This is a genomic window from Pseudomonas sp. GW458-11-26-14-LB4 (assembly GCF_059423925.1).
Map to the genome: position 1 here is coordinate 62,606 of NZ_JBWKYU010000008.1, position 19,242 is coordinate 81,847.

The window sequence follows — 19,242 nt, forward strand, 5'->3', positions numbered from 1 at the left end:
GAGAAACATCATGACTGCTACCACCCGCACCCTGTCCGCCACCGCCCTGGTTCTGGCCCTCGGTTCTGCTCTGAGCATCGCTGCCGTCTCCACCGCCCACGCCGCTGACGACAACATGGAAAAATGCTTCGGCGTGGCCATGAAAGGCAAGAACGATTGCGCCGCAGGTGCAGGCACCACCTGTGCCGGCACCGCGAAAATGGATCATCAGGCCAACGCCTGGAAACTGGTTCCGAAAGGCACCTGCACCACCACCGAAAGCAAAACCTCGCCGACCGGTTTCGGTCAGCTCGAAGCGTTCAAAGCCAAGTCCTGATCCGGGAGCCGCCCGAGTGTCGATCATGATCACATCCTGCGACCATGCCTTGCGCCGCACTCGGGCAGCCCTCACCGGGCTCCCGTCCCGTGCCGGGCTGGGGCTCAAGAGCGAGCACTTCAGCGAAGTGCTCGATTCACGTCCGGACATCGGTTTCTTCGAAGTCCACGCCGAAAACTACATGGTGGCCGGCGGCCCGTTTCATCATTTTCTGGGTTTGATTCGCGACGCGTATCCGCTGTCGCTGCATGGCGTCGGGCTGTCCATCGGTGCCGAAGGCGCGCTGGATGTCCAGCACCTCAAACGCCTGGCCGCGCTGATCGAGCGCTATCAACCCCACTCCTTTTCCGAACACCTGGCTTGGTCAAGCCACGGCCCGGTGTTCCTTAATGACCTGCTGCCCCTGGCTTACGACACGCCGACGCTGAACCGCGTCTGCGAACACATCGATCAGGTGCAGAACACTCTTAAACGCCCGATGTTGCTGGAAAACCCGGCGACCTACCTGGCATTCGAGCGCTCGACAATCGACGAAGCGGACTTCATCCGCGAAGTCATCCGGCGCAGTGGCTGCGGTCTGTTGCTGGACGTGAATAACGTCTATGTCTCGTGCATCAACCATCAGCGCAATCCCCTGCGTTATCTCGACGCACTGCCGCTGCACGCGGTGGGCGAGATTCATCTGGCCGGGTTTGCCGAAGATGCCGACAGCCTCGGTGATCGTTTGCTGATCGACGATCACGGCGCGCCAATCGATCAAGCGGTCTGGTCGTTGTACCGGCAAGCGCTGGAACGCGTCGGCCCGGTGGCGACGTTGATCGAACGTGACAATCAGGTGCCAGCCTTCAGTGTGCTGTTGGCGGAAGCGCAGCAGGCCGATGAGCTGTTGCTGTGCGCGGGAGGTCGGCCATGAGCACTCAAGCCGCATTCAGCGTCGCGCTGCTCGATATCGACCTGCCCTGCCCCGACGGTTTGTGCAGCGCCAACGCTGCCGACCCGGCCAGCCGTTTCGCGGTGTACCGCAACAATGTTCAGAGCTCGTTGATCAACGCACTGGCCGACAGTTATCCCGTGGTGATGCAGTTGGTGGGTGACGAATTCTTCCGGGCCATGGCCGGAATTTTCGTGCAAAGCCATCCGCCACACAGTCCGTTGATGAGCGACTACGGCAGCGGGCTGGCGGACTTCATCAGTGAGTTCGAACCAGCCGCGAGCGTTCCCTATCTGGCCGATGTCGCGCGGCTGGAACGCTTGCGCACGCAGGCCTACCACGCTGCCGATTTGTTGCCCCTGAGTCAGGAGCGGATCGCTGCTGTGTTTGCAGATGCCGATGCGCTGAATGAACTGCGCATCGGCCTGCACCCTTCGCTGCATCTGCTCGATTCAAACTTCGCCGTGGTGGACATCTGGGCCGCGCATCAACACGACGCGACGCTGGCCGGGATCGATCTGCATCACGCCCAACACGCGCTGATCCTGCGCAATGGACTGGAAGTCGAGGTGTTCACCGTGGATCGCGGCGCCAGCCAGTTTATTCGCCAGCTCAAGTCTGGCCTGTCACTGACCCAGGCGCTGGAATCCGCCGAGACCTTCGACCTCAGCCAGACCCTCGCCCTGCTCATCAGCCGCCACGTCATCACTCATTTCCACCCAAAGGTGTTGTCATGAACAGTCTCATTGCCCGCGCCATCGCGCTGCTGGAGAAAATCCCTCACAGCCTCATCGCATTCATCGCGCGTTTTTCCATCGCGGCGGTGTTCTGGAAATCCGGGCAGACCAAGGTCGAAGGGCTGGCCGTCGACCTGATCGATGGCACCTTCGAGTTCGGCTGGCCACGTCTGGCGGAATCGACGATTCCGTTGTTCAAGAGCGAGTACCACGTGCCGCTGCTGTCGCCGGAAATCGCTGCACATCTGGCCGCGTTTGCCGAACACTTCTTCCCGATCCTGATCCTGATTGGCTTCGCCACACGCTTTTCGGCGCTGGCCTTGCTGGGCATGACCCTGACCATTCAACTGTTCGTGTACCCGGATGCCTACCCGACCCACGGCACCTGGATGGCGGTGTTGCTGTACCTGATGGCCACCGGGCCGGGCAAACTGTCGATCGATCACCTGATCGCCAGGCACTACAACCGGTCCAGCGCCTCGCCGCTGAGCTTGAACCAGCCGATCAGGTAATCCGCCAGCACTTGGGTGCGTTTCGGTAACCCGCCCTGATACGGATGCACCAGATACATCGGCATGCGCCGGGTCTGAAAATCGCGCAGGAGCCAGCGCAATCGGCCGTCAGCCAATTCCGTCTGCAACAGATAGGACGGCAAGCGAGCGATCCCGGCGCCGGCCAGTGCGGCTTTCTTCAACAGGTTGTAGTGATTGCTGGCGAACGGTCCCGACACCCGCACCCGCAGCAGTTCGTGCTGCTGGTGATAGAGCCATTCCTCGCGACCGCTGTAATGACTGTTGAGCAGGCAACGGTGTTCGGCCAATGCTTGCGGCGTCAGCGGTTCGCCAAAGCGCTCCAGATATTCAGGGCTGGCACAGGTCATTTCCTGCCAGGCCAGCAGCGGCTTGGCCACCAGTCGCTCGTCATTGGCGACCTCGGTGCGGATCGCCAGATCGAAGCCGTCGCGGGAGAGGTCGCGGTAGCTGTTATTCAGCTCCAGTTCGATCTGCACTTCGGGGTATTTCTGCGAGAAGTCCAGCAGCAGGCCATCGAAGAAAGTTTCCCCCAGCGAAACCGGAACCGTCATACGCACCGGACCGGCCATGTCGTCCTTCAATCGCGCCAATGCCTGACGCGCTCGCTCCACCTGGACGACAAGCGCCTGAGCCTGCGGCAACAACGCCGCACCGGCCGCCGTCAGGCTCAGCCGACGCGTAGTACGTTGCAACAACACCACGGAAAATCGTGCCTCCAGCTGACTGATGCGCTTGGACAACTGCCCCTTGCTGCACCCCAATTGCTGCGCTGCCAAGGTAAAACTGCCGGCTTCGATCAACACCGCGAACGCCGCCAGATCATCCATCTCGCTCATGGATTGTTTCCATTTGAAAACCAAAGGTTGCCCATTAGTGCGCTTATCCGCAGAAAAAACCACTCTAGACTGAAACCTCGTTCAATCACTTGAGGCAATCACGATGAAAATTCTGTTGATAGGCGCGGGCGGCACCATCGGTTCGGCCGTGGACAAAGAGCTGTCGCAGCGTCATGAAGTCATTCGTATCGGTCGCAGCAGCGGCGATTTCCAGGTGGATATCAGCGACAGCGCATCGATCCGCAAGCTGTTCGAACAGACCGGCAAGTTCGACGCACTGGTCTGCGCCGCTGGCAACGTGACCTTCGCCCCGCTGGGTGAAATGACCGAAGACAGCTTCGCCCTCGGCCTGAAAGACAAGTTGATGGGCCAGGTCAATCTGCTGCTGATCGGCCGTGAGTTCGCCAACGACGGCGCATCGTTCACCTTCACCACCGGCGTGCTCAGCCACGATCCGATCCGCAGCGGCGCTTCGGCTGCACTGGTCAACGGCGCGCTGGACAGCTTCGTCCGCGCAGCGGCCATCGAACTGCCACGCGGCCTGCGGGTGAACTCGATCAGCCCGACCGTGCTTGTAGAAGCCATGGGCAGCTATGCCCCCTATTTCCGTGGCTATAAGCCGGTTCCTGCGGCGGATGTGGCATTGGCCTACGCCAAAAGTGTCGAAGGCTTGCAGACAGGTCAGACATTTCACGTGGGCTAAACCCTTGTGATGAACGGTCAGCCTGCGTAACGTGGCGGCACTTGTCTGGAGAGCCAAAGATGCGTGTTGCCCGTTCCCTGATCGTTGTTGCCCTGCTCCCGTTGTTTGCCGCGTGCCAGTTGTTCGATGGTGCGCGGGAAAGCGCCTCCCACGTCGGCCAGACGCGGATGCAGGGGCAACTGACCGCTGCCGACGGCAAACTGGTGTTCCAGGCCTGCGGCGAGCAGCGCCAGTACGTGGTCAATGACATCGGCGGCACCAGCGTCCTGCAAGAGGCCGTCACCCTGGCCGATCAACAGGGCAAGCTGTTTGCCGACGTGCGCGGGAAGATCGCCGGCGACCGCCTCGACCTGACCCAGTTGTACCGTGTCGAACGCTCCGGCACTGCCTGCGACGATCCCAACTTCAAACAGTTGATCCTGCGCGCCGCCGGTCATGGTCCGGAATGGAACGTCAAGGTCAGCGGCAAAGGCCTGGTCATCGACCGCGAAGGCCAGCCGCCGCTCGCCGTGCCTTACGTCGAAGAGCAACTGGGCGACGGCCGTTTCAATCTCAGCAGCGAAGCCAACAACCAGCGCATCGAGCTGTGGGTGGCGCCGCAGCGCTGCGTCGACAGCAGCACCGGCAGCGTGCAGCACATGAGCGCCGAGCTGCGTATCGACGGCAAGGTGCAGCGTGGTTGCGGGTATTTCGGCGGTTCGCGTAACGACTGATCGTTTTACCCTCACGGGATCCGGCCGATGCGGCTTATAATCGCCGCCTTCAAACGCCCTGGCGCAGTTGTGCGCCCCGCGAACCGGATCCTGTCATGTTACGAATCACCGAACTCAAGCTGCCGATCGACCATCCCGACGAAGACCTGCGCGCTGCCATCGTGCAACGCCTGGGCATCGCCAGCGATGACCTGCTCGATTTCACCTTGTTCAAGCGCAGCTACGATGCGCGCAAAAAGTCCTCCGAACTGTGCTTCATCTACACCATCGACCTCGAAGTGCGCGACGAGGCCAAAGTGCTGGGCAAGTTCGCCGACGACCGTAACGTCAACGTGGCGCCGGATGTCAGCTACAAATTCGTCGGCCAGGCGCCAAGCGACCTGAGCCAGCGCCCGATCGTGGTCGGTTTCGGCCCGTGCGGGATCTTCGCCGGCCTGTTGCTGGCACAGATGGGCTTCAAGCCGATCATCCTCGAGCGCGGCACCGAAGTGCGCCAGCGCACCAAGGACACCTGGGGCCTGTGGCGCAAAAGCGTGCTCAACCCCGAGTCCAACGTGCAGTTCGGCGAAGGCGGCGCGGGCACGTTCTCCGACGGCAAGCTGTACAGCCAGATCAAGGATCCGAAATTCCTCGGCCGTAAAGTCCTGCACGAATTCGTGAAGGCCGGTGCGCCGGAAGAAATCCTTTACGTCAGCAAGCCGCACATCGGTACGTTCCGTCTGACCGGCATGGTCGAGACCATGCGCGAAGAAATCCGTGCCCTGGGCGGTGAAGTGCGCTTCCAGGAGCGTGTCACCGACGTGCTGATCGAAGACGGCCAACTGGTCGGCGTCGAGCTGGCCAGCGGCGAAACCCTGCATTCGAAACACGTGATTCTGGCCCTCGGCCACAGTGCCCGCGACACCTTCCGCATGCTCCACAGCCGTGGCGTGTTCATGGAAGCCAAGCCGTTCTCGGTGGGTTTCCGTATCGAGCACCCGCAATCGCTGATCGACCGCGCACGTCTTGGCAAGTATGCCGGACACCCTAAATTGGGCGCCGCCGACTACAAACTGGTGCACCACGCCAAGAACGGCCGTTCGGTCTACAGCTTCTGCATGTGCCCGGGCGGTACCGTGGTGGCGGCGACTTCCGAGCCGAACCGCGTGGTCACCAACGGCATGAGCCAGTACTCGCGTAACGAGCGCAATGCCAACTCCGGCATCGTCGTCGGCATCACCCCGGAAGTCGATTATCCGGGCGGTCCGCTGGCCGGTATCGAGTTGCAGGAACGTCTGGAATCCCACGCCTTCATCCTCGGCGGCAGCGACTACAAGGCGCCGGCGCAACTGGTCGGCGACTTCATCGCCGGCACACCATCCACCGCGCTGGGCGAAGTCGAGCCGTCGTACAAACCGGGCGTCTCGCTGGGCGATCTGGCCCTGGCCCTGCCGGACTTCGCCATCGAAGCCATTCGTGAGGCCCTGCCGGCGTTCGAGAAGCAGATTCGCGGTTATTCGCTGCACGATGCGGTGCTGACCGGGATCGAGACCCGCACCTCGTCTCCGCTGCGCATCACGCGTAACGAGACGCTGCAGAGCATGAACGTCAAAGGTCTGTTCCCGGCCGGTGAAGGCGCGGGTTATGCAGGCGGGATTCTGTCGGCGGGTGTCGATGGCATTCGCATCGCGGAAGCCGTGGCGCGTGACATCCTCGGTCTGAAAGACTGATCCGCACGACCTGAAACACTGCAAAAAACTGTGGGAGCGAATTCGCTCCCACAGTCGTTTTCGGCGTCAGATATTGGCGCGCAGAACCGAGGCCGGCAGCGCCTCACCTTGCTCGGCACTCGCTGCCACAGCCGCCATCAATCCCTCCAGCTCATAGCCCTGCGCCTTGAGCCACGCTGGATCGTAATAGGTGTCTGCGTAACGCTCGCCGCCATCGCACAGAATCGCCACGATCGAGCCCGACTCCCCCGCCGCTTTCATCTGCTGCGCCGCCATCAGCGCGCCGATCAGGTTGGTGCCGCTCGACCCGCCCACATGCCGGCCCAGACGCTGCGCCAGGTAATGCATGGCCGCCAGCGACAAGGCGTCCGGCACCTTGACCATCGCATCGATGACCTTCGGCAGGAACGACGCTTCCACTCGTGGCCGGCCGATGCCTTCGATGCGTGAACCGTGGTCCAGACGCAAACTCGCGTCGCCGGTCTGGTAGAAGTCGAAGAACACCGAACGCTCGGCATCGGCGCACAGCACGCGGGTGCAGTGCTGGCGATAACGCACGTAACGCCCGAGGGTCGCGGTGGTGCCGCCGGTGCCGGGACTGGAAATCAGCCAGGCCGGGCACGGGTGCTGCTCGTAACGCATCTGCTGGAAGATCGACTCGGCGATATTGTTGTTCGCCCGCCAGTCAGTGGCGCGTTCGGCGTAGGTGAACTGGTCGATGAAGTGACCGTCGTGCTCGCGGGCCAGGCGTTCGGATTCGGCGTAGATCTGGGTCGGATCGTCCACCAGATGACTCTGGCCTCCGTAGAACGCGATCTGCGCAATTTTTTCCTTGGAGGTGGTCGCCGGCATCACCGCAATGAATGGCAGGCCGAGCATCCGCGCGAAATACGCCTCGGAAATCGCCGTCGAACCGCTGGACGCCTCGATCACCGGCGCGCCGGGTTTAAGCCAGCCGTTACACAAGGCATAGAGAAACAGCGAGCGGGCCAGCCGATGCTTGAGGCTGCCGGTCGGGTGGCTGGACTCGTCCTTGAAGTACAACTCGATGCCCGGGAACCCCGGCAGCGGCAAGGGGATCAGGTGGGTGTCGGCGCTGCGCTGGAAGTCCGCTTCGATGATCCGGATGGCTTCGCGGGCCCACTGTCGGTTGTCGCTCATGGCTGTCGTTCTCGTTGAATCGGGCAGAAGTGCCTTCACAGGCTCAGCCCCCAAGCTTAGGAAAAATCCCACGGCACCGACAGATACAGCTGAGCTTCAATCCCTCGGGCAACTGCTAGGCTCTGCTGCATGTCGGCCTGGCGCTCTGTAACCGCATATAACAAAAAAGAATATAACTTTTGTTTTAACAACTAACGGTACGGGTTAGGGTGTGCCACCTTTTGACTTTATCGATGGAGAGCGACCTTGCCTCTGCGTAGCACTTTCACGCGTTTCTTTCAGTTGGAAGCTGCCAGCGGTCTGTTACTGATCGTCGCGGCCATCCTGGCTCTAATCATCAACAACTCGCCGCTGTCGTGGTTGTACAGCGGCCTGCTCGACACCCCGGTGGTGGCGCAGATCGGCGCGTTGAAGATCGCCAAGCCCCTGCTGCTGTGGATCAACGACGGCCTAATGGCGCTGTTTTTCCTGCTGATCGGCCTGGAAGTGAAGCGCGAAGTCCTCGACGGCCAGTTGTCGAAACCGTCGCAGATCGTCCTTCCCGGCGCGGCGGCCATCGGCGGCATGCTGGTGCCGGCGCTGATCTACTGGTTCCTCAACCGCGACAACCCGGGCGCCCTCGACGGCTGGGCGATTCCGACTGCCACCGACATCGCCTTCGCCCTCGGCGTGCTGGCCTTGCTCGGCAAGCGCGTGCCGGTGTCGCTGAAGCTGTTCCTGATGACCCTGGCGATCATCGATGACCTCGGCGCCATCGTGATCATCGCGATCTTCTACTCCGGCGAACTGTCGACCCTGTCGCTGGGCCTGGCGGCGGCGTGCATCGCGGCGCTGGTGGCGATGAACCGGCTCGGCGTGGTCAAGCTCGGGCCGTACATGATCATTGGTTTGATCCTCTGGGTCTGCGTACTCAAGAGCGGTGTCCACGCGACGCTGGCCGGCGTGACCCTGGCGTTCTGCATCCCGCTGCGCACCAAGAATGCCGAACCTTCGCCGCTGCTGACCCTCGAACACGCGCTGCACCCGTGGGTGGCCTACGGCATCCTGCCGCTGTTCGCCTTCGCCAACGCCGGCCTGTCGCTGACCGGAGTGACCGCCGAAAGCTTCACCCACCACGTGCCGATGGGCATCGCCGTCGGCCTGCTGCTGGGCAAGACCCTCGGCGTGTTCGGCCTGACCTGGCTCGCCGTCAAAACCGGCATCGCCGCCCTGCCCCAGGGCGCCAATTGGGGCCAGGTGCTGGGCGTGGCGATCCTCTGCGGGATCGGCTTCACCATGAGCCTGTTTGTCGGCTCCCTCGCCTTCGTGCCGGGCGCCAGTGAATACGCCGGGATGGACCGGATGGGCATTCTCACCGGGTCGGTGTTTGCGGCATTGATCGGTTATGCGGTGACGTTGGCGGCGAGCAGAAAAGGATCCACACAATGAAGTTAACACGCTCATTACGCGCCTCTCACTGGAAGGCCCAAGACTCAATGAAAGATTCACACACATGATTGGGCTCCAGAACCCTGCAAAGCATTGGTAGTCTCCCGTTGGCGCTGCTCGCAGCGCTTAACCTGAGCCTTTCAAGTGTGCTATATCTTCTGTTGACAGCAGCGTCACCTCAGAACGTTTTTTCGGAGCCTTCCATGTCACGCAAAGCAGAAAAGCGCCCAATGACGGACAGTCAGATTGCCGTGCAGGAGTCTTATATTCCGGACATTGCCCTGAAAGCGTTCAACAACGCCTACAAAATGGCGCTTGCCAACGGTGCTGCTGTGCTTGTCGCCAAAGATGGTCAGCTGTTTGAAGTGACAGAAAAATCTTCGGTTGCACTGCGCTCGATCGGCACATATGGAAACCTGAAAAGCGGGACTCGCCTGCAAATCAGCAAACTGCCTAAACAGGTCGTTTCTTGAGCACACCGAGGGTACGTATATTCGCCGGACCAAATGGCTCAGGAAAAAGCACCTTTAATCGGCTGGTTCCTGCGCATCTATTGGGAAATTACATAAACCCGGATGATATAGAGCGTGCAATCAAAGACACTGGTTATTTTGATTTCACCACCTATCGCATCGAATCTCACAAAAATGACATTTTCGATTTTTTCCGCAACCACGCCCTGCTGAAAAAAGCTCCAGAGTCATTGGCAAAATTGGATTCGATTACGATTGAAGGTGACAGGCTCAGCTTCTCGGATACTCAGATCGACTCCTATGTAGCCTCCGCTCTTTCCGACTTCATACGGCGCTCTTTGATCAAAGAGAAAATCAGTTTTACGTTCGAAACCGTCATGTCCTCCTCAGATAAAGTCGATTTGCTTTACTAAGCCCAGAGATCCGGGTACAGGGTTTACGTCTATTACGTTGCAACAGCCGACCCGGAAATCAATGTCGCCAGGGTTGCCTATCGCGTATCACAGGGTGGGCACAACGTTCCTCCTGAAAAGATACGAAAGCGTTACTGGAGGTCTCTGGCGCTCCTATCGGATGCAATCCTCACCTCGAACAGAGCTTATATCTTTGATAACTCCGACGAAGGTAGCGAAGGACTGACACAGGTTGCAGAGATCACAGACGGGGAGCTGATTGAAATCAAATCTGACGTACAGCCACCTTGGTTTAAAGAGTTCGTGCTCGATAAACTGATCTAGATCACACGCCTACGACTTCTCTTAATGTCGGCCTTTATTCACGTCGAACAATCACCCACGCCTTTAAAGATACGTCCTACCCAATCGCATTCGTCTATCGGGATCACTGGTGAACACCAAACAAAAACCCCGACCAGTCACCTGATCGGGGTTTTCTTTTACCGCTTGTTCGCGCTTAGTGCGAAACGCGGCTGGTGCCGCCAACGGTCGAAATCCGTACCCGCTCGCCTACGCGGAACACTTCATTCTCCTGAACCTGCTGCACGTAGGCGCGCATGCTGCCGTCGTCTTCGCGCACGGTGATTTCAACGCCCTGGGTGCGGGTCAGGCCTTCTTCAGTGGCCGAACCGATCAAGCCGCCGGCCACGGCACCGATAACGGCCGCAACGATGCTGCCTTTGCCGCCGCCGATGGCACTGCCGCCAACACCGCCAACCACTGCACCGGCTGCACCACCAATCGGGGTTTTGGTGCCTTCGATTTTCACCGGACGCAGGGATTCGATGGTGCCCATGCGAATCGTCTGCACGCGACGCGCTTCGTCACGGGAGTAGGAGTCACCGGTCAGGCTCGACTGGCAGCCGGTCAGCAACATCGCCATCGTGGAAAAGGAAGCAACCAGCAGAACAGACTTACGCATAGCATCAACTCCAAAGGACAGGTATTCATTAAACTCCGCAGCTTGACGCCTGTCACGGCGTCGCCCGGATAAAGTTGCTTTCATTCAGGCCCGGTACAGGCACCCGCGAACTCACCCAACAGTAGCGCCAAAATCCGTTTCCTGCGCCGCCGACCCAAGGATTTCCATGGATTACTTCATCATTGTCGTCACCACCGCCGCCGGTCTGTACTTCCACTGGTGGCTGTATGTGCGGATCAAACGCTGGATGGATCGCGACCTGGCCCTGTCACTGGCCGGCAAGGACGAAGGCAAACGCGCCTTCATGCTCGAACGGCTGAAGCAGGCTCAGGCGCAGAAGATCAAGCGCCGGGACCTGCCGAAGTGGCTCCAAGCCGCTGCGGCAGGCTATCCCGCTCGGTAGACTGCTCAGGGTGCCAGACGTTCAAGAATCCAGTCGGCGCCCTGCACACGGTAGTTGAGGCGATCGTGCAGGCGGCTCGCGCGGCCCTGCCAGAATTCCATGCGCTCGGGGAGCAAGCGGTAGCCACCCCAGTGTTCCGGGCAGTGAGGCTGAGTGTCGGTGAAGCGTTGCTCGGTCGCCTTGAGCAAATCTTCCAGTTCACCCCGGCCGTTGATCACCCGGCTCTGCGGTGAGGCCCAGGCGCCGAGTCGGCTGCCCAGCGGTCGCACCTGATAGTAAGCGTCGGATTCTTCAGGCGAGACCTTCACCACCCGCCCTTCGATACGCACCTGGCGCTCCAGGGTCGGCCAGAAGAACGTCATGGCAGCAAACGGGTTCGCCGCCAGATGCTGGCCCTTGGCGCTTTCGTAGTTGGTGAAGAAGGTGAAGCCCTGCTCGTCCAGCCCCTTGAGCAGCAGAATGCGGCAATGCGGACGGCCGTCCGCATCCACCGTGGCCAGGGTCATGGCGTTGGCTTCCACCGGCGCCTGTTCGGTTTTCACCGCTTCGGCAAACCACTGGTGAAACAACGCAAAGGGCTCGGCCGGGGCTTGCGCCTCGGTCAGGCCATCCCGGGTGTAATCACGACGCATATCTGCCAGAGACTGGGTCACGGCGCATTCCTTTTCGTTAGCGGATCACTTTTTGGTGGTATCGGTCGCAGCGACTTTCTTGTCGGTTGCGGCAGCTTTGGCGGGCGCGGTCTTTTTCGCCGGAGCCTTGGCCGGGGCCTTTTTCGCTGGAGCCTTGGCGGCGGCTTTCTTGGCCGGAGCCTTTTTGGTGGCCGGTACAGCGGCTTTCTTCGCAGCCGGCGCCGGGGTCACCGGTTTGGCGGCAGGCTTGACGTCCTGGGCAGCAACCATGGTCACTGGCTTCGGTGCTGGCATGTTGTATTTGCTCAGCAGCGCGACCATGGTGTTCTGCGGGGTCACCAGCAGTTCGACACGACGGTTCAGGGCACGGCCTTCAACGCTGTCGTTGGCGGCACGCGGTGCTTCGGAACCCATGCCGCGCAGCATCAGGCGATCACGCTGCAGACCGCTGAGGCGGAAGATTGCCGCCACGGCCTGGGCGCGTTCCTGGCTCAACTTGACGTTGGCCGGAGCGGCGCCGGTGGTGTCACTGTGACCGAGCACCAGCACGGCGGTTTTCGGGTCGGCTTCGAGGATTTTCGCCACGCGGGTGAACGGGCCGAGGGTCACTGGCAGCAGCATCGCAGGGCGATCCGGGTTGAACGAGCCTTCCACCGGCGCGGTCACGACCAGCACGTTTTCACGGCGCTCGAGTTGCAGGTTGCTGTCCTTGATCGCGGTGCGCAGGCGCGGCTCGTAGTCATCCAGCCAGGCTTGAGTCACCTTCGGATCGGGCATCGGTACGACTTTGGCGGTGTCCTGCTCCTTGCCGCCGAACGGCCACCACCATTTGCCGCCCTTGTCGGCCTCGGCCTTGGCGACTTCGACTGGCTTGGCTTCGGGTTTGGCTTCAGCTTTCACTTCAGGCTTGGCCGCCGAGTCGTCCGAGCCAAACGGCCAGTACCACGGGCTGCTGCTCTCGGCCTTGGCCACAGGCGCGGTGGCGGCCGGTTTCAAAGGCGCAGGCGCCGGAGCCGGCTCCTTGGCTGCGACTTTGTCGGAAGAACCGAACGGCCACCAGCTGCCGCCATCGGCGTCGTTCTTCGGGGTCTGTGCACAACCGGTGATTGCGAAACACAGGGCCAGGGCGAGAGTTTGTTTGGACGACATTGGAAACCCACAAAAAGAAGTTATGAACAATCAGAGGACTTTCGCCCGGATAAACAGACGCTTTGAAACGAAATTCGCCATGAGGTTCCGGCCCTGGAACCTCGGACGACGCTTTACAGACAAGTGGCTAGTACCCGCGCCAGCTTCTGCGCGCGCGGATCCATCAAGACGTACGGTCCCAGGGTATTTGTCACAAATCCGAAGGCCACATCGTGCTCCGGATCAGCAAAACCGATGGAACCGCCGGCACCCGGATGGCCGAATGCACGCGGGCCGAGGCCGTAAGTGGCGTTCGGCACGTCGGGTTGATCGAGCATGCAACCGAGACCGAAACGGGTGCGGGTCAGCAAGGTTTTGTCCTCGCCGAGGCTGTGTTCACGGGTCAGTTCGTCGAGCATTTCGCTTTCCAGCAGGCTGCCGTCGAGCAGACCGGCGTAGAACCCGGCCAGGCTGCGTGCATTGCCGTGGCCGTTGGCCGCCGGTTGCTGCATACGGCGCCATTCCGGTTTGTTGGTGCTGGTGAGCACCGACGGCGGATTGGTGAAGGCCCGGGTGGTCATGGCCGTCGGTTCGCGCATGGTCACTTGCAGCAGGCGCTGGGCAGCGGCGTCGCCAGTATTGCCCTTGCCCCGGGCGATGTGCGCAACACGATGGAATTCCTCGTCGGCCAAACCGACATGGAAATCCAGCCCCAGCGGTTTGGCGACCCGCGCCACAATCGATTCCCCCGGCCCGCGACCGTCGGCGCGCCGCAGCAATTCGCCGATCAGCCAGCCGTAGGTGATCGCGGCATAACCGTGACCAGTGCCAGGCGTCCACCACGGCGCTTCGGCGGCGAGAGCGTCGACCATGGTCTGCCAGTCATACAGCGCCTCAGGCGCCAGCAATTCGCGCAGGGCCGGGAGACCGGCCTGATGGCAAAGCAGTTGGCGCAGGGTGACGGATTCCTTGCCGGCAGCGGCGAATTCCGGCCAGTAACGGGCGACCGGCGCATCGAGCTGCAACTTGCCTTCGGCAACCAGTTGCAGCGCGGTGACGGCGGTGAAGGTCTTGGTGCAGGAGAACAGGTTGGCGATGGTGTCGCTGTGCCAGGCCTCGGCGCCGTCCTTGTCGGCGGTGCCGGACCAGAGGTCGAGGACGGTTTCGCCGCCGACCCGAATGCACAACGCGGCGCCGCGTTCCTGGGGATCGTCGAACAGTGCGGCGAAGGCTTCGCGCACCGCTTCGAATTGAAGCTCGTAATGGCCCTGAATCTGCACCCGCAACTCCCCCGCGAAAACGCTCTACAAAGTGGCCCGCATTGTTCCAGCCCGAGAGGCTTTTGGGAACCGCTGCGGGCCGGGCGGTCTTAAGGTTTCGTAACGATCAGTGGCCGTTGCCGGAATGCCCGCCTGTATGGCCTGCCCCCTGCCCCGGGCCTTTGCCGGCGTCAGCCTTGCGGCCGCCTTCGGTTTCGTGGCCGGCCTTGTCCGCTGCGGCAGCCGTTTTCTGCGCCTCTTTGCTCAACTGATCGACGGTCGCCAGGTTGCTTTTGCGCACCGTTTCGACAAAACCCTGGAACGGCAGATCGGTGACACCGACCAGACCAAAGTGCCCGTTCTCACCATCGAGCAGGCGCCCGGTCACCGGTTGGTCCAGATACTGGAACCAGTGCACGCCGACAATCGACGGCTCGCTCAGCGCCTGTTTGAGGAAGTTGGCGTAGGCCGGGCCGCGGTCTTCTTCCTTGCTCAACGGGGTCACGCCGCCCCAGAACGGGCCACGGTCGGTGGAGCCGAAGTTGAACTCGGTGATCAGCACCGGTTTGTCAAGGCTGCGCAGCGCGGCGAAGTCATAGCCGTCCTGCGGTTGCAGGGTGTACATGTTGAAGCTCAGCACGTCGCAATACTGGGCGCAGGACGCCACCGCTTCCGGGGTGCTGGTGGCGAAACGGCCACCGAGCAGCAACTGGTTCGGCGCGTGCCATTTCAGCGAGTCGGAAATGGTCTTGAAGTACGTGTCGGCGAAGACCTTCTGGAAGTATTTGAAGTCGGCCTCGATTTCCGGATGCTCAGGATTCGGCAGCGGTGCTTCGAAACCCGGGTCTTCCATCAATTCCCACGCCGGCAGATCAATGCCCCAGGCCTTCGACAGCCCCGCCTGATTGCGGTACTTGTCGCGCAACTGCTTGAGGAACGCACGTTTGGCCGGAACGTCGGTGGTCATTTTCAAGGTGCCGTAGGCCAGCGCGTAACGGGATTTCGGATCATCACCAGGGCCAGCCCAGGCCAGCTCGTTGTCGGCGAAGTAGCCGATCAGCCACGGATCATCGCGATGATCGCGGGCGGCAATCGCCACGGCGCGCTCGGTGGCCATGGCGAAGCGCGGATCGAACGGGTCAGGCATGCCGCCCCACCAATCGGTGCCGGTGCTGATGCTGGCGTAATCGCCGACGATCGACAGCGGCAAGGTGTACGGCATGCGCTCGGCGTTACCGAGGACGGGGGCGCTCCAGTTACCGACCGTGTTGAAGCCCCAGGCTTGCAGGCGATTAAGGGTGTGGCTGGCCCACTTTTGCTCGTCGACCGTGTTCGTGCACGGCGTCGCAACGCTTTGCCCGCTGGTGGCTGCCGACTCGGCGACCCCGGCTTTCGGCTGTTCGGAGGCGGCGACCGGTGCACTGGCGTTGGTCGCGGCTTCTTCGGCGGCCCCGGCCTTGGCGGCTTCGGCGACTCCGGCCTTGTTGCCGCTGTCCTGGGTGCATGGCTCGCCATACAGGCGCTGAAGGTTGGCGCCGTAGAAGTCGTACCAGCGACCGAAGTTGTAGCCACGACCCTGATCGACACCGTTGCCGCCACGGTTGTCGCCTTCGCCGAAATGACTGGCCAGCGGCTCTCCCGGTTTTGGCAGGGATTCGAACATGTACTCGCGGCCGGCCACGTAGGTCTGGTTGACCTCCGGGCTGACGGTGTTCACGCCCAGGGAATAGAACGGATGGCCCTCGGGCGTCACCAGATACCAGCGGCCGTCACGCTTTTCGGTGCGGAAGAAACCGCTGGCCTTGAACGCCGGGCCTTTGCTCCAGCCACCGAACTTGTCCAGCGACGACTTTTCGCGCTCGGCCAGCCAGGTGTTCAGTTGTTGCTGCTCTTTGGCGGCGGCGGATTTCAGTTGTTCGTCATTGGCGACTTTCTCTGGCCACTTGCCGCGAGTCGACTGGCCGTAGGCATCCACCAGATTGCCGTAGGCGGATTTGATCACTTCGCCTTCGTCCTGCACGCCAAAGCGCTCGAGCAACAGACTTTGCGCGGCTTTCGGCTGATCCATCGACAGGCTGACCGACACCACCTGGCTGCGATCCAGCTCACCACTGCTGCTCGCCAGCAGGATGCGCTGCCCGTCGATCGTCATCGGCATCACCGGCCCGGCTTTCATGCCCTGGCTGAGTGGCGAGGTCGCGGTCAACGGCACGAGCAAGGTCTGCGCCGGGCCGGCCGGCAGATCGACGCGACTGACCAGAGTCTTGCCGTCGTTGCTCTGGATTTGCACGTAGACGGTCACTGCCCAGTTCATCGCACTCTGGATACGCAGGCTCATCATGCCGGACTGCGACCAGTCCCAGGCACCGGTCTGCGGGCTCAGGCGCAAGGTCGGGCGCGCCGTCGGGTTGAACGTCACCCGGCGCAGCACTTCGCCTTCGGGGGTCTGCTCGGCGTTGGCTTGCGGCAGGTCGGCGTTTTCGGTCGCCACTTTCACCACGTCGGCGGGGCGGACAAAGTTGAACAGGGTCTGCTGGCCGGCAGGTGCCGCCAGCAAGGGGCCAGCGAAAACCAGGGCAAAAACGGCAGGCAACGAACGACGAATCATGAGAACGGATTTCTCCCTAACGACCCACGAGGGCCAATGGAAAAGCAATAGCAGAGAGATAGACAACGCGGCGGGCAAAACTGCCCACCGATGTCTCAGGATATTTCACGACGGAAAGGAGGCAACGCATTGAGGATCGCCTTGCCATAGCGCTGGGTGACCAGCCGCCGATCCAGCAAGGTGATGGTGCCGCGGTCTTCTTCGGTGCGCAGCAGACGGCCGCACGCCTGAACCAGCTTCAGCGAGGCATCGGGCACCGAGATTTCCATGAACGGATTGCCGCCCCGGGCTTCGATCCATTCCGACAGCGCGGCTTCGACCGGATCGTCCGGCACCGAGAATGGAATCTTGGCGATCACCACGTGCTCGCAATAGGCGCCCGGCAAATCCACGCCTTCGGCAAAACTGGCGAGGCCGAACAGCACGCTGGAATCACCGCCATCAACCCGCGCCTTGTGCTTGTTCAGGGTTTCCTGTTTCGACAGGTTGCCTTGAATGAACACTTGCTTGCGCCAGTCGCGGTCGAGGCCGTCGAACACGTCCTGCATCTGTTTGCGCGACGAGAACAGCACCAGACTGCCGCGCGAACCTTCGACCAGTTCCGGCAGATCGCGGATGATAGCGGCGGTGTGGGCGGCGGCATCGCGTGGGTCGGCCTTCAGGTCCGGCACCCGCAACACGCCGGCATCGGCGTGATGGAACGGGCTCGGCACCACGGCAGTGACGGCTTTTTTCGGCAGACCGGCGCGCATGCGGAAACGGTCGAACGTGCCGAGCGCGGTCAATGTCGCCGAAGTCACCAGACAGCCATAGGCCACGTTCCACAGGCTGCGGCGCAGGGTTTCGGCGGCGAGGATCGGGCTGGCGTTGACCTCGATATCGAACAGCGAACCGCTTTCGGCCAGGGTCAGCCAGCGGGCCATCGGCGGGTTGTCTTCCGGGTCTTCGGCGGTGAACGCGGTCCACAGCTCCCAGTTGCCGGAAGCACGGGACAACAGGCTGCCGAACAGTGGATACCATTCTTCGGCCTGATTGCTGGCGATGCCGATGTTGACCTCGCCGTCCATGCCTTCCTTGAGCAGATCCGTCAGACGGGTGAACAGGTCGTTGAGGCGGGCGAAGCCTTTTTTCAGCTCGATGCCCATCTCGCGCATGTGTTCCGGAATCACCCCGCCGATGAAGCGATGACGCGGACGCTCGCGGCCTTCGACGTCTTCACCGGGCTTGAAATCAGCAATCTGTTCGCAGGCAGTGAACATGAATTGCTGCTGGGTCTTGATCTCCCGCGCCAGCTCCGGCACCTGCTCGATCAGCTTGCCGAGGTCGCCCGGCAGCGGGTGCTGGGCCAGCAGTTTGGTGAGGTTCTTGGCGGTGGTTTCCAGCCAGTCGGCGGTGGAACGCAGACGTGTGTAATGGGCGAAGTGGCCGATGGCCTTGTCCGGCAGGTGGTGGCCTTCGTCGAACACATAAATGGTGTCGCGCGGATCGGGCAAGACTGCCCCGCCGCCCAGCGCCAGGTCGGCCAGCACCATGTCGTGGTTGGTGACGATCACGTCGACCTTGCCCATGCCTTCGCGGGCCTTGTAGAAGGCGCACTGGCCGAAGTTCGGGCAATGACGGTTGGTGCACTGGCTGTGATCGGTGGTCAGGCGCGCCCAGTCGGCGTCTTCCAGCGCGTTGGGCCAGCTGTCGCGGTCGCCGTCCCATTTATTGCCGGCGAGCTTCTCGATCATGCTGGTGAACAGCTTCTGGCTGGCCTCATCGACCTCGATCTTGAAGCCTTCTTCTTCGAACAGCTGCGCGGTGGCGGTCTGCGCATTGCCTTCCTGCAACAGCATGTCGAGCTTGGACAGGCACATGTAGCGGCCACGGCCCTTGGCCAGGGCGAAGCTGAAGTTCAGCCCGCTGTTGCGCATCAGGTCGGGCAAGTCCTTGTAGACAATCTGCTCTTGCAGGGCGACGGTCGCGGTGGCGATCACCAGGCGTTTGCCGGCCAGTTTGGCCGTCGGGATCGCCGCCAGGCTGTAGGCCACGGTCTTGCCGGTACCGGTGCCGGCTTCCACCGCGACAATCGCGGGGTCGCCACTGCGCCGGCCTTCGTCGTCGGTGTCGATATCCCCGAGGACCTTGGCGACTTCAGCGATCATCAGGCGCTGGCCGTAACGCGGTTTGAGGCTCTTGGCCTCTAGAAAACGCGAGTAGGCGCCCTGGATCGTGGTTTTGAGTTCAGTGCTGATCATTGAGTGTCGGGCGCAAAAAACGCTGGATAAATTTTCAGTGGTTCGGTTCGGCGGC

The 19,242-nt window shown here is 61.6% G+C and carries 19 protein-coding genes; 11 read left to right on the forward strand and 8 right to left on the reverse strand.

From position 1 onward, the window contains the following. Nucleotides 1-10: 10 nt before the first annotated feature. Genes AC07XZ_RS12515 through AC07XZ_RS12530 form a run of 4 tightly spaced genes read left to right on the forward strand, consistent with a single transcriptional unit; the run spans nt 11 to nt 2,496 of the window. A complete protein-coding gene (locus AC07XZ_RS12515; protein WP_011332799.1) occupies nt 11-316 on the forward strand; it encodes a BufA1 family periplasmic bufferin-type metallophore in 306 nt (101 codons plus the stop codon). A 25-nt stretch (nt 317-341) separates the two neighbouring features. Next, entirely contained in the window at nt 342-1,229 is an 888-nt protein-coding gene (gene bufB, locus AC07XZ_RS12520; protein WP_102686632.1) for an MNIO family bufferin maturase, read from the forward strand. Beyond that, the gene (locus tag AC07XZ_RS12525; protein WP_102686608.1) at nt 1,226-1,984 is read left to right on the forward strand and encodes an HvfC/BufC N-terminal domain-containing protein; all 759 of its coding nucleotides are present in this window, start codon (nt 1,226-1,228) and stop codon (nt 1,982-1,984) included. The genes bufB and AC07XZ_RS12525 overlap by 4 nt, the downstream gene beginning before the upstream one ends. Beyond that, on the forward strand, nt 1,981-2,496 hold the full coding sequence (locus AC07XZ_RS12530) for a DoxX family protein (protein ID WP_085748190.1): 516 nt from the start codon (nt 1,981-1,983) through the stop codon (nt 2,494-2,496). Before AC07XZ_RS12525 ends, AC07XZ_RS12530 begins: the two co-directional genes overlap by 4 nt. Here AC07XZ_RS12530 and AC07XZ_RS12535 read toward each other — a convergent pair. Further along, entirely contained in the window at nt 2,445-3,353 is a 909-nt protein-coding gene (locus AC07XZ_RS12535) for a LysR family transcriptional regulator (RefSeq protein ID WP_085748189.1), read from the reverse strand. The genes AC07XZ_RS12530 and AC07XZ_RS12535 overlap by 52 nt on opposite strands. Before the next feature lie 103 nt (nt 3,354-3,456). On the opposite strand from AC07XZ_RS12535, the gene AC07XZ_RS12540 reads away from it, so the two are divergent. The 3 genes from AC07XZ_RS12540 to AC07XZ_RS12550 all read left to right on the forward strand — a co-directional run bounded on the left by AC07XZ_RS12540 (nt 3,457) and on the right by AC07XZ_RS12550 (nt 6,478). Continuing rightward, nucleotides 3,457-4,056 (forward strand): short chain dehydrogenase, encoded by a 600-nt coding sequence (locus AC07XZ_RS12540; protein ID WP_007959150.1) that lies wholly within the window; start codon nt 3,457-3,459, stop codon nt 4,054-4,056. A 59-nt stretch (nt 4,057-4,115) separates the two neighbouring features. Beyond that, the gene (locus AC07XZ_RS12545; protein WP_102686607.1) at nt 4,116-4,769 is read left to right on the forward strand and encodes a COG3650 family protein; all 654 of its coding nucleotides are present in this window, start codon (nt 4,116-4,118) and stop codon (nt 4,767-4,769) included. Between the two features lie 95 nt (nt 4,770-4,864). Next, entirely contained in the window at nt 4,865-6,478 is a 1,614-nt protein-coding gene (locus AC07XZ_RS12550) for an NAD(P)/FAD-dependent oxidoreductase (protein ID WP_102686606.1), read from the forward strand. Between the two features lie 66 nt (nt 6,479-6,544). Here the strand turns inward: AC07XZ_RS12550 and AC07XZ_RS12555 are convergent, their stop codons facing one another. Beyond that, nucleotides 6,545-7,639 carry a PLP-dependent cysteine synthase family protein gene (locus AC07XZ_RS12555; protein WP_102686605.1) on the reverse strand — a complete coding sequence of 365 codons (1,095 nt, stop codon included), beginning with the start codon at nt 7,637-7,639 and terminating at the stop codon, nt 6,545-6,547. Between the two features lie 246 nt (nt 7,640-7,885). Here AC07XZ_RS12555 and nhaA point away from each other — a divergent pair, with 246 nt between their 5' ends. The 3 genes from nhaA to AC07XZ_RS12570 all read left to right on the forward strand — a co-directional run bounded on the left by nhaA (nt 7,886) and on the right by AC07XZ_RS12570 (nt 9,953). Then, a complete protein-coding gene (nhaA, locus tag AC07XZ_RS12560) occupies nt 7,886-9,067 on the forward strand; it encodes a Na+/H+ antiporter NhaA (protein ID WP_102686604.1) in 1,182 nt (393 codons plus the stop codon). A 203-nt stretch (nt 9,068-9,270) separates the two neighbouring features. Next, entirely contained in the window at nt 9,271-9,540 is a 270-nt protein-coding gene (locus AC07XZ_RS12565) for a hypothetical protein (protein WP_085605362.1), read from the forward strand. Further along, nucleotides 9,537-9,953, forward strand: coding sequence for a hypothetical protein (locus AC07XZ_RS12570; RefSeq protein WP_371921025.1), 417 nt, complete (start codon nt 9,537-9,539; stop codon nt 9,951-9,953). Before AC07XZ_RS12565 ends, AC07XZ_RS12570 begins: the two co-directional genes overlap by 4 nt. 499 nt (nt 9,954-10,452) lie before the next feature. Here AC07XZ_RS12570 and AC07XZ_RS12575 read toward each other — a convergent pair whose 3' ends face one another. After that, nucleotides 10,453-10,917, reverse strand: coding sequence for an outer membrane lipoprotein (locus AC07XZ_RS12575; RefSeq protein ID WP_007969461.1), 465 nt, complete (start codon nt 10,915-10,917; stop codon nt 10,453-10,455). A gap of 166 nt (nt 10,918-11,083) precedes the next feature. Between AC07XZ_RS12575 and AC07XZ_RS12580 the strand changes: the two genes are divergently transcribed. Then, nucleotides 11,084-11,320, forward strand: coding sequence for a hypothetical protein (locus AC07XZ_RS12580; RefSeq protein ID WP_102686603.1), 237 nt, complete (start codon nt 11,084-11,086; stop codon nt 11,318-11,320). 5 nt (nt 11,321-11,325) lie between these two features. Here AC07XZ_RS12580 and pdxH read toward each other — a convergent pair whose 3' ends face one another. The 5 genes from pdxH to dinG form a co-directional block, all read right to left on the reverse strand. After that, complete coding sequence (pdxH, locus tag AC07XZ_RS12585; protein ID WP_102686602.1) at nt 11,326-11,973, reverse strand: pyridoxamine 5'-phosphate oxidase; 648 nt, start codon at nt 11,971-11,973, stop codon at nt 11,326-11,328. Between the two features lie 24 nt (nt 11,974-11,997). Beyond that, the gene (locus AC07XZ_RS12590; protein ID WP_007959138.1) at nt 11,998-13,101 is read right to left on the reverse strand and encodes an OmpA family protein; all 1,104 of its coding nucleotides are present in this window, start codon (nt 13,099-13,101) and stop codon (nt 11,998-12,000) included. Between the two features lie 113 nt (nt 13,102-13,214). Then, on the reverse strand, nt 13,215-14,360 hold the full coding sequence (locus tag AC07XZ_RS12595) for an EstA family serine hydrolase (RefSeq protein ID WP_011332785.1): 1,146 nt from the start codon (nt 14,358-14,360) through the stop codon (nt 13,215-13,217). Between the two features lie 106 nt (nt 14,361-14,466). Beyond that, nucleotides 14,467-16,947, reverse strand: coding sequence for a beta-galactosidase (locus AC07XZ_RS12600; protein WP_102686601.1), 2,481 nt, complete (start codon nt 16,945-16,947; stop codon nt 14,467-14,469). A 95-nt stretch (nt 16,948-17,042) separates the two neighbouring features. Further along, the gene (gene dinG / locus AC07XZ_RS12605) at nt 17,043-19,187 is read right to left on the reverse strand and encodes an ATP-dependent DNA helicase DinG (protein ID WP_102686600.1); all 2,145 of its coding nucleotides are present in this window, start codon (nt 19,185-19,187) and stop codon (nt 17,043-17,045) included. Nucleotides 19,188-19,242: the final 55 nt, after the last annotated feature.